The organism is Pseudomonas sp. PDM21, from assembly GCF_014852505.2.
Taxonomy (GTDB): domain Bacteria; phylum Pseudomonadota; class Gammaproteobacteria; order Pseudomonadales; family Pseudomonadaceae; genus Pseudomonas.
In genome coordinates, this window is record NZ_CM181223.1 from 6,029,209 (window position 1) to 6,045,050 (window position 15,842).

A 15,842-nucleotide genomic window follows, 5' to 3' on the forward strand; every position below is an offset into this window, starting at 1 on the left:
ACTGCCTCAACTTCGCTCTGTGACGGCCGATACAGTCTTGGCTTGTCATGGCCCCGTGCCTCATGCAAATCTTGCCAACGCCCATAGAAGTCGGGCGAGGCCATGTACCTCGTCCAGCACCCTGGAAATCCACCGCGCATGAAGAGTCATCCCGATGCCGCCAGCCGTCAGGCGGCCGAGGTTGTCACGCAGCTTCCCGTCCCTTCGAGGCTCGGGATGCTGCGCTTCGAGCGCCTGAATGAACCCAGCTGGACCCTGCTGTTCCTCGACCCCGGCTGCGAACGCCAGATCGGCGTGCCGGCCCAGGACCTCTGCGGCATCCTCGACGCCCCCTACGCCAGCCTGATGGAGCCCGAAGCGCGCCATCGCCTTCATGAGCAGGTGCAGCAGCAACTGCTCAAGGACGGCCGTTACCGGGTGCGCTACCTGCTCCACTCGCCGCGCGGCACGCTGAACGTGCTGGAGGTCGGCGAAAGCTTCCAGCAACACGGCCGCCAGCTGCTCCACGGCTATCTGCTGCAGACCGAGGCGGACGAGCACGAAACCGAACTGGACCCGCGCCTGCTGGACCTGGAAGCGCAGAACATCCGCCTGAAGATGTCCCTGGAGATGTACCAGCGCTCCCAGGACGAACACCTGCAGCACCTGGTGCGCTCGCGCACCCAGCAGAACCTGATCGTGCGCCTGGCGCGCCACCGCTACCTGTCCAGCGACCCGCTGCTCGAAGCCGCCCAGCTGATCGCCCAGGCCGCCTGCGAGGCCTATGACGTGGCCCGCGCGGGCATCTGGCGCCTGCACACCGACCATCGCCTGGAAGCGGTGACCATCTACCGCCGCGACACCGACCAGTACGAAAAGCCGCAGGACATCGACGCCAGCAACTTCCCCAATTACCTCGACGCGGTCCACAGCGGCCGCGCCATCGACGCCCACAACGCCCAGCAGGACCCGCGCACCCAGGAACTGGCCCAGCGCTACCTGCGCCCGCAAGGCATCAGCGCCATGCTCGACGCCACCATTCGCGTCGGCGGCGAAGTGGTCGGTGTGCTCTGCCTGGAACACGTCGGCGAAGTGCGCATGTGGCAGAGCGACGAGATCGCCTTCGCCGGCGAACTGGCCGACCAATACGCCCAGGTGCTGATGAATCACGAGCGGCGCAACGTCTCCAGCGCCCTGCACCTGTTCCAGCGCGCCGTCGAGCAGAGCGCCAGCGCCTTCCTGCTGATCGACCGTGACGGCCTGGTGGAATACGTCAACCCGAGCTTCACCGCGATCACCCAGTACGGCGCCGACGAAGTGCGTGGCCGCCGCCTGCCGGAGCTGCCGGCACTGGCGAACCTCAGCGAGCTGCTGTTCGACGCACGCTCCACCCTGGTCACGCAGAACAGCTGGCAGGGCGAGTTCCGCAGCCGGCGCAAGAACCTCGAGCCCTACTGGGGCCAGCTGTCGCTGTCCAAGGTCTACGACGACAAGGGCGAGCTGACGCACTACATCGGCATCTACGAAGACATCACCCAGAGCAAGCTGGCCCAGCAGCACATCGAGAAGCTCGCCTACCGCGACAACCTCACGGGCCTGGCCAACCGGCACTTCTTCATCAACGCCCTGGAAGAACGCCTGCAGGTGGGCAGCGAGCATTCGTTGAGTCTGCTGCTGGTGGACATCGACAACTTCAAGCGGATCAACGACAGCCTCGGTCACCAGACCGGCGACAAGCTGCTGGCCAACCTCGCCCGCCGCCTGCGCAGCAGCCTGAGCGACAGCGCCACCCTGGCGCGCTTCGCCAGCAACGAATTCGCCGTGCTGCTGGAGGAGTCCGTGGCCGGCCGTGGCGAGAAGGTCGCCGCGCAGATCCTCGACGTGCTCGACAAGCCGCTGTTCGTCGACAACCAACTGATCAGCATCACCGGTTCCGTGGGCATCGCCTACGCGCCGCAGCACGGGCAGGACCCGCAGACCCTGATGAAGCACGCGGGCCTGGCGCTGCACAAGGCCAAGGCCAACGGCAAGCACCAGGTGCAGACCTTCACCGAGGCGATGACCGCCGAGGCCAGCTACAAACTGTTCGTCGAGAGCAACCTGCGCCGCGCGCTGGTGCAGGACGAACTGGCGGTGCACTACCAGCCCAAGCTGTGCCTGCGCAGTGGCGCGCTGCTCGGTCTGGAAGCTCTGCTGCGCTGGCAGCACCCGGAGAAGGGCATGATCCGCCCGGACCAGTTCATCAGCGTCGCCGAAGAAACCGGGCTGATCATCCCCATCGGCAAATGGGTGATCCGCCAGGCCTGCCGCCAGGTACGCGAGCTGGCCGCCAGGGGCCTGGGCGAGCTGCACATGGCGATCAACCTGTCGCCCAAGCAGTTCAGCGACCCGGACCTGGTCGGCTCCATCGCCGCGATCCTCCACGAGGAAAGCATCCCGGCCTGCCAGCTCGAGCTTGAACTCACCGAAAGCCTGCTGCTGGATGCCACCGACGACACCCGCCAGCAGTTGGAGCGCCTGAAGAGCCTCGGCCTGACCCTGGCCATGGACGACTTCGGCACCGGCTACTCGTCGCTGAGCTACCTGAAGAAATTCCCCATCGACGTGATCAAGATCGATCGCAGCTTCATCAAGGACATCCCGGACAACCAGGACGACATGGAAATCACCTCGGCGGTGATCGCCATGGCCCACAACCTCAAGCTGCAGGTGGTCGCCGAAGGCGTCGAGACCGCCGCCCAGCTGGCCTTCCTGCGGCGCAACCGCTGCGACATCGGCCAGGGCTACCTGTTCGACAAGCCCATCCCCAGCCACGACCTCTCCTCCAGCCTGCAGCGCTACCCCTGCCGCCCGCACTGAGCCGCGCTGGCACGGCGTGCCCGCAGCCATCCCCGTTCCCGGATAAAACGCTGTAATCTTCGGCGAGTACCCGAGTCTATTGCCGCCCCTACTCAGAGGAGACGAATGCCATGACCCTGCGCTCGCAAATACTTGCCCACAAGCTGGAACTGCCCAGCTCCGCCCAGGCCCTGCCGGGGCGTGAAAGCCCGATGCCAGTGCCCGAAGCGCATTACGTCAATGGCCGCCCGCTGTCCGCGCCCTACCCGGCCGGCGTACAGCAGATCGTTGTCGGCCTGGGCTGCTTCTGGGGCGCCGAGCGGCGCTTCTGGCAACAGCCAGGCGTGTGGGTCACCGCGGTGGGCTATGCCGGCGGCTTCACGCCGAACCCGACCTACGACGAAGTCTGCTCCGGCCTGACCGGCCACAGCGAAGTGGTGCTGGTGGCGTATGACCCGCGCGAAACCAGCATCGAGGCGCTGCTGAAGGTGTTCTGGGAATCCCACGATCCGACCCAGGGCATGCGCCAGGGCAACGACACCGGCACCCAGTACCGCTCGGTGATCTACTGGTTCGACCAGGCGCAGAAAGCCGCCATCGACGCCAGCCGCGCGGCCTTCCAGAAGGAACTCGACGCCAAGGGTTACGGCGCGATCACCACGGAAATCCGCGAAGTGCCGCCGTTCTACTACGCCGAGGCCTACCACCAGCAGTACCTGGCGAAGAACCCCAACGGCTATTGCGGCCTGGGTGGCACAGGCGTCTGCCTGCCGGCGTGAAGCTTCGCCGGCCACGCCACGAAAAAGCCCCGGCACTGCCGGGGCTTTTTTCATTCGGCGATCAGCCAGTCCACCTGGCTGCTGCCTTCGCTCTGCGCCAGTGTCTCGGCCAACCACGGCAGCAGGCCGCGCAGCTCCTCGTCCAGCGGCCACGGCGGGTTCACGATCACCAGTCCGGAGCCGTTCAAACGATCGGCCGTCTCGGCCGGGTGCACGCACAGCTCCACGCGCAGCATCTTCGGCGCCGAGCTCTTCTCCAGGCGCTGGTAGAAACGCTTGAGCTGGCGACGGTCCTTGATCGGGTACCAGATGGCGATCACGGTCTGACGCATGCGGCCGATGGCCTCGTCCAGCGCGGTCACGCAGCGCTCCAGGTCATCCGGTTGCTCGAAGGGCGGGTCGATCAGCAGCACGCCACGCTTCTCGGAAACGGGCAGGAAGGCGCGGGGCAGCAGCCAGCCGTCGCCCTGGTGAACCGAGATGCGGCGCTCGCCGGCCATGTTGGCCTTGAGCAGGCGACCATCTTCGGGGTGCAATTCGTTGAGCATCACCCGGTCCTGCGGGCGGGTCAGGCGACGCGCCAGCTCCGGCGAGCCGGGGTAGAACTCCAGGCCACCGTCGGGATTCAGCGCACTCACGACGCCCAGGTAATCCTCCAGCAGCTCCGGCAGGTCATCGCGCTCGACCAGGCGACCGATGCCCGATTCCCACTCGCCGGTGCGGCTGGCTTCATCGCCCAGCAGGTCGTAGAGGCCGATGCCGGAATGGCTGTCGAGGTAGGCGAAGGGCGTGTCCTTGCGCGCCATCAGCGCGAAGATGCGGGCGAGGACGATGTGTTTCAGCACGTCGGCGTGGTTACCGGCGTGGTAGGCGTGGCGGTAGTTCATGGATAGCGGACTCCTCAAGGCGCGCAGTTTAGGTCCTGGGGCGGGTGCGGTGCGAGCCCGCCGTCGCCGGGGCCCGCCGGGAGGCCGGGCGTTTTAGCCCTTTATCACGCTCATGGATGATTCTGTGCGCGCTTCATTCACCAGACTAGACTGCGCAGATTCCCACGGAGGTCGATCCATGTCCGAGACCCTGCTCAGCTCCCGCAACCTCGCTTTCGAACTCTACGAAGTGCTCGACGCAGAGGCTCTGACCCAGCGCGAACGCTTCGCCGAGCACAACCGCGAGACCTTCGACGCCGCCCTGGGCACCGCCCGCGGCATCGCCGAGGAGCTGTTCGCCCCGCACAACCGCAAGAACGACGAGAACGAACCGCAGTACGTCGACGGCGGCGCGGTGCTCATCCCGGAAGTGAAGCCGGCGGTGGACGCCTTCAACGAGGCCGGTTTCCAGAACGCCTCGCGCAGCTTCGAACAGGGTGGCATGCAGCTGCCGCACCTGCTGGCGCGCGCCTGCTTCGCGCACTTCCAGTCGGCCAACATTGCCACCTCGTCCTACCCGATGCTCAGCATGGGCTCCAGCCACCTGATCGAAACCTTCGGCAGCGAAGAACAGAAACGCCTGTTCCTGCAGCCGATGATCGAAGGCCGCTGGTTCGGCACCATGGCCTTGACCGAGCCCCATGCCGGCTCGTCCCTGGCCGACATCCGCACCCGCGCGGAACCGGCCGCCGACGGCAGCTACCGGATCAAGGGCAACAAGATCTTCATCTCCGGCGGCGACCACCCGCTGTCGGACAACATCGTGCACATGGTGCTGGCCAAGCTGCCGGACGCACCGCCCGGCGTGAAGGGCATCAGCCTGTTCATCGTGCCCAAGTTCCTGGTCAACGAAGACGGCTCGCTCGGCGCGCGCAACGACGTGACCCTGGCCGGCCTGTTCCACAAGATGGGCTGGCGCGGTACCACCTCCACTGCCCTCAACTTCGGTGACAAGGGCGAGTGCGTCGGCTATCTGGTCGGCAAGCCGCACCACGGCCTGGCCTACATGTTCCAGATGATGAACGAGGCGCGCATCGGCGTCGGCATGGGCGCCATCATGCTCGGCTACGCCGGCTACCTGTACTCCCTGGAGTACGCCCGCGAACGCCCGCAGGGCCGCCCGGTGGACGCCAAGGACCCGACCTCCGCGCCGGTATCGATCATCGAGCACACCGACGTACGGCGCATGCTGCTGACCCAGAAGGCCTACGTCGAAGGCGCCTTCGACCTCGGCCTTTACGCCGCGCGTCTGGTGGATGACTGCGAGACGCTGGCCACCGAAGAAGAACGCAAGCAGGCCCACGAGCTGCTCGACCTGCTCACCCCGATCGTCAAATCCTGGCCCTCGGAGTTCTGCCTGAAGGCCAACGAGCTGGCGATCCAGATCCTCGGCGGCCACGGCTACACCCGTGAATACCCGGTGGAGCAGTACTACCGCGACAACCGCCTGAACCCGATCCACGAAGGCACCCACGGCATCCAGTCGCTGGACCTGCTGGGCCGCAAGCTGGCGCAGAACAACGGTGCCGGCCTCAAGCAGCTGACCCGCCTGATCAGCCAGTGCTGCGAGCGCGCCAGCGCCCACCCGTCGCTGGACAAGCTGCGCGAACCGCTGGAGCAACTGATGGCGCGCCTGTCCGCGACTACCCTGAGCCTGCTCGGCGACCTGATGCAGGGCCGCGTGGCCCAGGGCCTCGCCAACTCCGCGCTGTACCTGAAGGTCTTCGGCCATGCCGTGATCGGCTGGCGCTGGCTGGAGCAGGCCATTCGCGCCGAGGAAGGTCTGGCGCGCGGCGATGCGTCGGACGCCGACTTCTACCGCGGCAAGCTGCAGGCCGCGCGCTACTTCCTGACCTGGGAAGTACCGTCCTGCCACCACGACCTCGCCCTGCTCGAAGGCCGCGACGATACCTGTTCCACCATGCAGGACGCCTGGTTCTAGGCCCCCGCATGTCCCTTTCGCCCCGGTCACGTCCGGGGCTTTTTTATGCCTGCGGATAAGGGCGGCTCTGCCAGGAATGCAGCAGGAAGCCGAGTGAACTGAAGGAAAATTCCCACAACAACAGCTGACCAGGCCGACAGCGAAGCCGGGGGCGATTGCCGTTGAATGGCGCCCGCGCAACTTTTTGCCTTCACGACCCTGGCCATGCATCCCTCCTTACTCGCCACCACTTCCCGCCACTGCCTGCATCTCTTCCCGCTCTTCGCGGTTATTGCCGCGCTGGGCTGCGTACTCGCGCTGTTCAATACAGGCCCTGCCGATGCGCTGCCCCAGAGCAGCCCGCAAAGCAACCAGGCGTCCTCACTGAACTCTGCGCCGATCTTCACCGATCCCAACGCGGAAGCCTTGCAGCACGCCGACGACTATCTGCAAAGCGTCGACAAGGCCATGTCCAACGGTCTCGAAGTCCTGCGCGGCGGCGACGGCAAATCGATCGCCGCGCAGAGCCGCTACTTCAATGCCCTGGTCAACGCCGGCTACGCCCAGTTCGGCTCGTCCTACTACGACCCGCTGGGTAGCTGCGGCGTCGCCGGCAGCTCGGCCCGCCATCTGTGGCATACGCAGGTCCGCGCCATCGGCGGCGAGGCGAATATGGCCGGCGAAGTGACCAAGGCCCGCACCACCTTGCAGCGTGATCGCCAGGCCTGCCTCGATGCCGTCCGGCTGCCCCTGAGCGAGGCCGTCGCCTGGGCGCCCACCCAAGTGACGTCGCCGAGTCTGGTACCTACCTGGGCCACCGCCGGGGCGTGGCCGGAAAGCGCCGCCGAACGGTCCTCAACAAACCTTTGACAGCCTTGTAAATCCGCAGGTTAGAATCGATTGGCATGCGGCCTGCATCCTGATCCCCAAGTAGCGTCGCCACTCCCCTACTCCCCAGGAGGTCGACACCTTGGATGCCGTGGCCATCAACAGCTATTTCCTGATCGCTGCTGTGCTGATCGGCATGAGCATCCTGGTCAGCTCGCTGTCCTCGCGCCTGGGCATCCCGATTCTGGTCATCTTCCTCGCCGTGGGCATGATCGCGGGCACCGACGGCCCCGGCGGCATCGGCTTCTCCAACTATCCCATGGCCTACCTGGTGGGCAACCTGGCGCTGGCGGTGATCCTGCTGGACGGCGGTTTGCGCACACGGGTGTCGAGTTTCCGCGTAGCCCTCTGGCCAGCCCTGTCACTGGCCACCGCCGGGGTGCTGATCACCGCAGGGTTGACCGGCATCGCTGCCGCCTGGCTGTTCAAGCTGAGCTGGATGGAAGGGCTGCTGATCGGCGCCATCGTCGGCTCCACCGACGCCGCGGCCGTGTTCTCACTGCTCGGCGGCAAGGGCCTGAACGAGCGGGTCACCGCCACCCTGGAAATCGAATCAGGTAGCAACGACCCCATGGCGGTGTTCCTCACCGTCACCCTGATCGACATGCTCGCCCACGGCGAAAGCGGCCTGTCCTGGAGCTTCCTCTGGCACTTCCTGCGCGAGTTCGGCATCGGCTCGGTGCTCGGCCTCGCCGGCGGCTGGCTGCTGCTGCAGGTGATCAACCGCATCCACCTGGCCAACGGCCTCTATCCGCTGCTGGCGATCAGCGGCGGCCTGCTGATCTTCGCCCTGGCCAACGCGGTGCACGGCAGCGGCATCCTCGCCATCTACCTGTGCGGCCTGGTGCTGGGCAACCAGCCGATCCGATCGCGCCACGGCATCATGCACATGCTCGACGGCATGGCATGGCTGGCGCAGATCGGCATGTTCCTGGTGCTGGGCCTGCTGGTCACGCCCCACGACCTCTGGCCGATCGCCCTGCCCGCCCTGGGCCTGGCGCTGTGGATGATCCTCTTCGCTCGTCCGCTGTCGGTGCTGGTCGGCCTGTTCCCGTTCCGCGCCTTCCATGGCCGCGAAAAGGCCTTCATCGCCTGGGTCGGCCTGCGCGGCGCGGTGCCGATCATTCTCGCGGTGTTCCCGCTGATGGCCGGGCTGCCTAACGCCCAGTTGTTCTTCAACGTGGCCTTCTTCATCGTGCTGGTTTCGCTGCTGGTGCAGGGCACCAGCCTGCCCTGGGCCGCCAAGCTGCTGCGCGTGGTGGTGCCGCCGGACCCGGCGCCGATCTCCCGCGCCGGCCTGGAAGTCCACCCGACCAGCGAGTGGGAGCTGTTCGTCTACCACCTGAGCAAGGAAAAGTGGTGCATCGGCGCCGCCCTGCGCGAACTGAAGATGCCCGAGGGAACGCGTATCGCTGCGCTGTTCCGTGGCACCCAACTGCTGCACCCGTCCGGCAGTACCATCCTCGAAGCCGACGACATTCTCTGCGTGATCGGCCACGAGCATGACCTCTCGCCACTGGGCAAGCTGTTCAGCCAGGCGCCGGATCGCGGCCTCAGTGCACGCTTCTTCGGCGACTTCGTCCTCGAGGGCGACGCCCAGTTGTCCGCCGTAGCCTCGCTCTACGGCCTGAAGCTTGAAGGCGTCGACGGCGAGCAGAACCTGGGCCGCTTCATCGCCCACGAAATCGGCGGCCAGGCGATCATCGGCGACCAGGTTGAATGGAACGGCCTGACCTGGACCGTGGCCGCCCTGGACGGGAACAAGATCCGCAAGGTCGGGGTCAAATTCCCCGAAGGTCGTCCCGGTCCGGGACTCTTCCTCTGACCGCCCACCGGCGCCCGCTTGCGGGTGCCGGCCAGCCAGCACTACCCTCACTCCACTTTTTTCGCACGAGCCGCTGAACGCGACCATGTCATTCCTGCTGCGTACTCTCCTGACTGCTGTCCTCCTGGGCAGCTCGCTCACCGGCCTGCCCGCGCTGGCCGCCGATACCACCGTCCCCAGCGCCGAGAAGGTGCAGCAGAGCCTCGACGGCCTGGCCGACCGCAAGCTCAGCGATGCCGAAGCCAAGCCGGTCAAGGCCAGCCTGGAGAACACCCTCAGGCTGCTGGCAGCCAAGGAAGACAGCGAGAAGCAGCTCAGCGAGCTCAACGGCCGCCTGGCCGATGCGCCCAAGCTGATCAGCGAGAACCAGAAGGCCCTCAGTCGCCTCAAGGGCAGTGCCGACAAGCCCGCCGCCCAGCGCTACGGCGGCTATAACGCCACCCAGCTGGAAATGCTCCTCAACGAGCAATCCACCCAGCTGGCCGCCTGGCAGAAGGAGATGATCGACGCCAAGAGCGAGATCCTCACCGCGCAGACCCGCCCCGAACGCGCCCAGGCCGACCTGAGCAAGAACCAGACGCGCCTGCTGGACATCAACACCGCCCTCAAGGCCGGCAAGGAAGGCGCCAAGCCCCTGACCGACGAACGCCGCAACGAGCTGCTCGCCGAACAGGCCGCGCTGAGCGCGCAGAACCTGCTGCTGCGCAAGCAACTGGCCGGCAACAACCTGCTGCTCGACCTCGCCTCCAGCCAGCGCGACCTGCTGGCCGAGCGCATCGGCCGCGAAGAGCGCGAAACCCTCGAACTGCAGGCGATGATCAGCGACAAGCGCCGCGAGCAGTCGGAGAAAACCGTCGCGGAGCTGTCCAAGGACGCCGACCAGGCCGCTGGCACCGACAGCCTGCTGAGCCACGAGAACGCCGCCAACCTCAAGCTCTCCGACTACCTGCTGCGCACCACCGACCGCCTCAACACCCTGACCCGGCGCAACCTGGAAGCCAAGCAGCAGCTGGACAACCTGACCCAGGGCGAGCAGGCCTTGGACGAGCAGATCAACGTGCTGCGCGGCAGCCTGTTGCTGTCGAAGATCCTCTACCAGCAGAAGCAGTCGCTGCCGGTGATCAAGACCGACCAGGACCTCGCCGACGAGATCGCCGACCTGCGCCTGTACCAGTTCGAGCTGAACCAGAAGCGCGACGAGATCAACAACACCCAGGTCTACATCGACAACCTGCTGGCCCAGCAATCCCAGGAAAGTGTCACCGCGCAGCTGCGCCACGACCTGTCCGAGCTGGTGGACACCCGCCTGGAACTGATGGAACGCCTCAACCACGAGCTGAACGCGCTGCTCAACGAAGCCATCACCCTGCAGCTGAACCAGAAGCAGCTCAAGGAAACCAGCAGCAGCCTGCGCGCCACCCTCGACGAGCAGATGTTCTGGATTCCCAGCAACCGCCCGCTGGACCTGTCGTGGTTCAAGATGACCCCGGCCCTGCTGCACCACCAGCTGGCCGAAGTGCCCTGGGGCTCGGGCGTCAAGGAGCTGGGCGAGGGCCTGATCGACCGGCCCTTCCTGTTCCTGCCGCTGCTCCTGCTGGTTGCCGCCCTGCTGTGGAAGCGCAAGTTCCTCTACGACAAGCTGGAATCGCTGAACGACGATATCGGCCACTTCAAGCGCGACAGCCAGGCCCACACCCCGCTGGCGCTGCTGCTCGCCGTGCTGCTGGCACTGCCCGGTACCCTGGCCCTGGCCATCGCCGGCCTCGCCCTGCTGCTCGACGCCCGTGGACAGAACGCCACCCTGGGCAGCGCGCTGCTGGAGATGGCGCAGGTCTGGCTGGTGTTCTACACCGCGCACCGCATCCTGCGCCCCGGCGGCATCGCCGAGCGGCACTTCCACTGGAGCCAGCCGCAGGTGCAGTTCCTCGGCAAGCTGATGCGCCGACTGGGCCTGGTGGTGATGTCGCTGGTCGCCGTGGTCACCGTCGCCGAGCACTCGCCGGCCTCGCTGGCCGATGACGTGATCGGCATTGCCGTGGTGCTGTTCGGCTACGGTGCCATGACTTGGCTGCTTGCTCAGCTGCTGTTCAAGAGCCCGTCCAGCGAACGCCCATCGATGATCAAGATGATCGTCGGCCTGGGCTTCACCGCCCTGCCGGTAGCGCTGTTCCTGGCCGTGGGCTTCGGCTACTACTACACCGCGCTCAAGCTCACCGACCGACTGATCGATACCCTGTTCCTGCTGATGTTCTGGATGGTGGTGGAAGCCACCTTCGTCCGCGGCATGGGCGTCGCCGCCCGCCGCCTGGCCTACCAGCGCGCCCTGAAGAACCGCCAGAACGCGCCCAAGGAAGGCATCGAGGGCACCGAGGTGGTCGAAGAGCCGACCCTGGGCATCGAGCAGATCAACGAACAGTCCATGCGCCTGATCCGCCTGGGCCTGCTGATCGGTTTCGTGGTCACCCTGTACTGGGTCTGGGCCGACCTGATCAGCGTCGTCTCCTACCTCGACAACGTGACCCTCTACCAGTACACCAGCGGCACCGGCGATGCGGCGTCCACCACGCCGATCAGCCTGAGCGACTTCCTCATGGCGCTGGTCATCGCTGCCGTGACCGTCGCCTTGGCGCGCAACCTTCCCGGCCTGCTCGAAGTGCTGGTGCTGCAACGCCTGACCCTGGCCCAGGGCAGCGCCTACGCCATCACCACCCTGCTGTCCTATACCATCAGCGGCATCGGCTTCGTCAGCGCGCTGTCCACCCTCGGGGTGAGCTGGGACAAGCTGCAATGGCTGGTGGCCGCGCTGTCGGTCGGCCTCGGCTTCGGCCTGCAGGCGATCTTCTCCAACTTCGTCTCCGGCCTGATCATCCTCTTCGAGCGCCCGGTGCGGATCGGCGACGTGGTGACCATCGGCACGCTGTCCGGCACCGTCAGCCGGATCCGCATCCGCGCCACCACCATCACCGACTTCGACCGCAAGGAAATCATCGTCCCCAACCAGACCTTCATCACCGGCCAGCTGGTGAACTGGTCGCTGAGCGATACCGTCACGCGCGTCACCATCAAAATCGGCCTGGCCTACGAAAGCGACCTGCCGCTGGCGCGCAAGATCATGCTCGACGCCGCCCACGCCAACACCCGCATCCTGCGCGACCCGGAGCCGGTGGTGTATTTCACCCTGATCAGCGCCAGCACCTTCGACTACGAGCTGCGCTTCCACGTCCGCGAGCTGGGCGACCGCAACCCGGCGGTGGACGAAACCCTCACGCGCATCGCCCTGGCCTTCCGCGAAGCCGGCATCGACATGGCCTTCAACCAGGTCGACGTGTTCCTGAAGAACTTCCAAGGCCAGGAAGCCCAGGTCATCGTCGGCCAGCAGCAACCCGCTGCCGCACCCGTGAAGATCGGCGGCCCCCAGGGCACCGATAAGCCTGGCGGCGACAAGGCCTGAGGGTGGACGCCTTCGGACAAGTCCGAGCACAATGCTCGGACTTGTCCGGAGTTAGCCTGTGAAAAAGCTCGACGAACTGACCTTCGATAACCGCTTCGCCCGCCTGGGTGACGTGTTTTCCACCCAGGTCCTGCCCGATCCCATCGCCGACCCGCGCCTGGTCGTCGCCAGCCCCGCCGCCATGGCCCTGCTCGACCTCGACCCGAGCGAGGCGACAAGCCCACTGTTCGCGGAAATCTTCGCCGGGCACAAGCTCTGGGAAGCAGCCGACCCGCGCGCGATGGTCTATTCCGGGCACCAGTTCGGCTCCTACAACCCGCGGCTGGGCGACGGCCGCGGCCTGTTGCTGGGCGAAGTGGTGAACGAGGCCGGCGAGCACTGGGACCTGCACCTCAAGGGCGCCGGGCAGACGCCCTACTCGCGCATGGGCGATGGCCGGGCCGTGCTGCGCTCGTCGATCCGCGAATTCCTCGCCAGCGAATACCTCGCCGCCCTGGGCATCCCCAGCAGCCGCGCACTGTGCGTGATCGGCTCCAGCACCACGGTGTGGCGCGAGTCGAAGGAAACCGGCGCCATGCTGCTGCGCCTGGCGCCCAGCCACGTGCGCTTCGGTCACTTCGAATACTTCTACTACACCAAGCAGGAAGATCAGCTGCGCACCCTCGGCGAGTTCGTCCTGCAGTCGTACTACCCGCAGTGCCTGGATGACGAGAAGCCCTACCTCGCACTCTTCCGCGAAGTCGTCGAGCGCAACGCCGAGATGATTGCCTACTGGCAGGCCTACGGCTTCTGCCACGGGGTGATGAACACCGACAACATGTCGATCCTGGGCATCACCTTCGACTACGGCCCCTACGCCTTCCTCGACGACTTCGACGCCAACCACATCTGCAACCACTCCGACGACACCGGCCGCTACTCCTTCAGCAACCAGGTGCCCATCGCCCACTGGAACCTCGCCGCCCTCGGCCAGGCGCTGACGCCCTTCGTCGAGGTGGACGACCTGCGCGCCACGCTGGATCTGTTCCTGCCGCTCTACCAGGCCAGCTACCTGGACCTGATGCGCCGCCGCCTCGGCCTCACTACGGCCGAAGAGGGCGACCTGGAGCGGGTGCAGCGCCTGCTGCAGACCATGCAGAAGGGCGCCGTGGACTACTCGCTGTTCTTCCGCCGCCTCGGCGACCAGGCACCGGAGCAGGCGCTGGCCGTGGTGCGGGAAGACTTCGTCGACCTCGCCGGTTTCGACGCCTGGGCCGCCGACTACCAGGCCCGCACCGAGCGCGAAGGCGGCAGCCAGGACGAGCGCCGCGCCCGCATGCACGCGGTCAACCCGCTCTACGTGCTGCGCAACTACCTCGCCCAGGAAGCCATCAGCGCCGCCGAGCAAGGTGATTTCAGCGTGGTGCGCCGCCTGCACGAAGTGCTCAGCAAGCCCTTCGAAGAACAGCCCGACGCCGAGGTATTCACCCGTAGACCGCCGGACTGGGGCCGTCACCTGGAGATCAGTTGCTCGTCCTGAGGCGGTTATAAGCTCAGCGAAAAGCGATCTAGCGGCGCCCGCCATGCATTGCTCCCGGTCATTGACCGGGGCCGGGCACCGCTCGCATCCTCGGGGCTTTCTGCCACAAGGACGCTCGAACAATGAAACCGGAAACCCTGGCCATCCACGCCGGCTACAGCCCCGATCCGACCACCAAGGCCGTGGCCGTACCGATCTACCAGACCAGCTCCTACGCGTTCGACGACACCCAGCACGGTGCCGACCTGTTCGACCTGAAGGTCGCCGGCAACATCTACACGCGCATCATGAACCCCACCAACGCGGTGCTGGAGGAGCGCGTGGCCGCACTGGAAGGCGGCGTCGCCGCTCTGGCCGTGGCTTCCGGCATGGCCGCCATCACCTACGCCATCCAGACCGTCGCCGAAGCCGGCGACAACATCGTCTCGGTGGCCAAGCTTTATGGCGGCACCTACAACCTGTTCGCCCACACCCTGCCGCGCTTCGGCATCCAGACCCGCTTTGCGCCGCACGATGACATCGCCGCCCTCGAAGCACTGATCGACGAGCGCACCAAGGCGGTGTTCTGCGAATCCATCGGCAACCCGGCGGGCAACATCGTCGATCTCCAGGCCCTGGCCGATGCCGCGCACCGCCACGGCGTGCCGCTGATCGTCGACAACACCGTCGCCACGCCGATCCTCTGCCGCCCGTTCGAGCACGGCGCGGACATCGTCGTGCACTCGCTGACCAAGTACATCGGCGGCCACGGCACCAGCATCGGCGGCATCGTCGTCGACTCCGGAAAATTCCCCTGGGCCGAGAACAAGGCGCGCTTCCCGCTGCTCAACACGCCGGATGCGTCCTACCACGGCGTCACGTACACCGAAGCCTTCGGCCCCGCCGCCTTCATCGGCCGCTGCCGCGTCGTGCCACTGCGCAACACCGGCGCCGCGCTCTCGCCGTTCAACGCCTTCCTCATCCTGCAGGGCCTGGAAACCCTCGCCCTGCGCATGGAGCGCCACTGCGAGAACGCGGTGAAAGTCGCGCAATACCTGCAGGACCACCCGCAAGTCAGCTGGGTGAAATACGCCGGCCTCGCCGACCACCCCGAGCAGGAACTGGCGCTGCGCTACATGGGCGGCAAACCTGCGTCGATCCTCTCGTTCGGCATCAAGGGCGGGCAGGAAGCGGGCGCGCGCTTCATCGACGCGCTCCAGCTGGTGGTGCGCCTGGTGAACATCGGCGACGCCAAGTCCCTGGCCTGCCACCCGGCGTCCACCACCCACCGCCAGCTCAACGACGAGGAACTGGAGAAGGCCGGCGTGCCACGCGACATGGTGCGCCTGTCCATCGGCATCGAGCACATCGACGACATCCTCGCCGACCTGGCCCAGGCGCTGGACGCCGCCAGGGCCTGACGGCCAGCCCCGCACGAGGCGCCGGGCGGTGCCTCGTGCGGGACCTCATGAATAAACTGACGCATCACCGTCATATCCAGATGCCATCATCGGGCAGACGATGGCCTCGCCCTTCCGTACAATGCCGTCGCTGCCTGCACCCCAGGCAACCGCGCGACCGCGCCACCTGATACGCCAGCGAAAAGGGAATTGCGCGGCCGTCCACCGTCTCCCTTCCCCCGTCATCCGCACCCCGACCCGCCCCCCGGCGCCGGCCGGCGGATAACTTTTTTCGCTCGCCACCATCGGGTTCCGTCCCGGCCTGCCGATAGTGCAG

Annotated in this window: 9 protein-coding genes; 8 read left to right on the forward strand and 1 reads right to left on the reverse strand. The window is 66.4% G+C overall.

The window, feature by feature from the left end:
• The first annotated feature begins 138 nt into the window (after positions 1–138).
• Positions 139–2,838 (forward strand): putative bifunctional diguanylate cyclase/phosphodiesterase, encoded by a 2,700-nt coding sequence (locus tag IB275_RS27850; RefSeq protein ID WP_192293092.1) that lies wholly within the window; start codon positions 139–141, stop codon positions 2,836–2,838.
• A gap of 110 nt (positions 2,839–2,948) precedes the next feature.
• On the forward strand, positions 2,949–3,596 hold the full coding sequence (gene msrA, locus IB275_RS27855; protein ID WP_151188528.1) for a peptide-methionine (S)-S-oxide reductase MsrA: 648 nt from the start codon (positions 2,949–2,951) through the stop codon (positions 3,594–3,596).
• 50 nt (positions 3,597–3,646) lie between these two features.
• On the opposite strand, the gene IB275_RS27860 is transcribed toward msrA, so the two are convergent.
• Entirely contained in the window at positions 3,647–4,483 is an 837-nt protein-coding gene (locus tag IB275_RS27860) for a 23S rRNA (adenine(2030)-N(6))-methyltransferase RlmJ (protein WP_192293094.1), read from the reverse strand.
• 178 nt (positions 4,484–4,661) lie between these two features.
• Between IB275_RS27860 and IB275_RS27865 the strand changes: the two genes are divergently transcribed.
• The 6 genes from IB275_RS27865 (at position 4,662) to IB275_RS27890 (ending at position 15,526) form a co-directional block, all read left to right on the forward strand.
• Entirely contained in the window at positions 4,662–6,464 is a 1,803-nt protein-coding gene (locus IB275_RS27865) for an acyl-CoA dehydrogenase (RefSeq protein ID WP_192293096.1), read from the forward strand.
• Positions 6,465–6,629: 165 nt separating this feature from the next.
• The gene (locus IB275_RS27870) at positions 6,630–7,313 is read left to right on the forward strand and encodes a hypothetical protein (protein WP_192293098.1); all 684 of its coding nucleotides are present in this window, start codon (positions 6,630–6,632) and stop codon (positions 7,311–7,313) included.
• 100 nt (positions 7,314–7,413) lie between these two features.
• Complete coding sequence (locus IB275_RS27875) at positions 7,414–9,156, forward strand: potassium/proton antiporter (RefSeq protein ID WP_081515459.1); 1,743 nt, start codon at positions 7,414–7,416, stop codon at positions 9,154–9,156.
• Between the two features lie 85 nt (positions 9,157–9,241).
• On the forward strand, positions 9,242–12,607 hold the full coding sequence (mscK, locus tag IB275_RS27880; protein ID WP_192293100.1) for a mechanosensitive channel MscK: 3,366 nt from the start codon (positions 9,242–9,244) through the stop codon (positions 12,605–12,607).
• A 58-nt stretch (positions 12,608–12,665) separates the two neighbouring features.
• Positions 12,666–14,126, forward strand: a complete 1,461-nt coding sequence (selO, locus tag IB275_RS27885; RefSeq protein ID WP_192293102.1) for a protein adenylyltransferase SelO — start codon at positions 12,666–12,668, stop codon at positions 14,124–14,126.
• 122 nt (positions 14,127–14,248) lie between these two features.
• On the forward strand, positions 14,249–15,526 hold the full coding sequence (locus tag IB275_RS27890; RefSeq protein WP_081515457.1) for a bifunctional O-acetylhomoserine aminocarboxypropyltransferase/cysteine synthase: 1,278 nt from the start codon (positions 14,249–14,251) through the stop codon (positions 15,524–15,526).
• Positions 15,527–15,842: the final 316 nt, after the last annotated feature.

Excerpts from the sequence above, each read along its gene's own strand:
- IB275_RS27850 (WP_192293092.1), top strand. The coding sequence starts at position 139 with ATGAAGAGTCATCCCGATGCCGCCAGCCGTCAGGCGGCCGAGGTTGTC.
- msrA (WP_151188528.1), top strand. The coding sequence starts at position 2,949 with ATGACCCTGCGCTCGCAAATACTTGCCCACAAGCTGGAACTGCCCAGC.
- IB275_RS27860 (WP_192293094.1), bottom strand. The coding sequence starts at position 4,483 with ATGAACTACCGCCACGCCTACCACGCCGGTAACCACGCCGACGTGCTG.
- IB275_RS27865 (WP_192293096.1), top strand. The coding sequence starts at position 4,662 with ATGTCCGAGACCCTGCTCAGCTCCCGCAACCTCGCTTTCGAACTCTAC.
- IB275_RS27870 (WP_192293098.1), top strand. The coding sequence starts at position 6,630 with ATGGCGCCCGCGCAACTTTTTGCCTTCACGACCCTGGCCATGCATCCC.
- mscK (WP_192293100.1), top strand. The coding sequence starts at position 9,242 with ATGTCATTCCTGCTGCGTACTCTCCTGACTGCTGTCCTCCTGGGCAGC.
- IB275_RS27890 (WP_081515457.1), top strand. The coding sequence starts at position 14,249 with ATGAAACCGGAAACCCTGGCCATCCACGCCGGCTACAGCCCCGATCCG.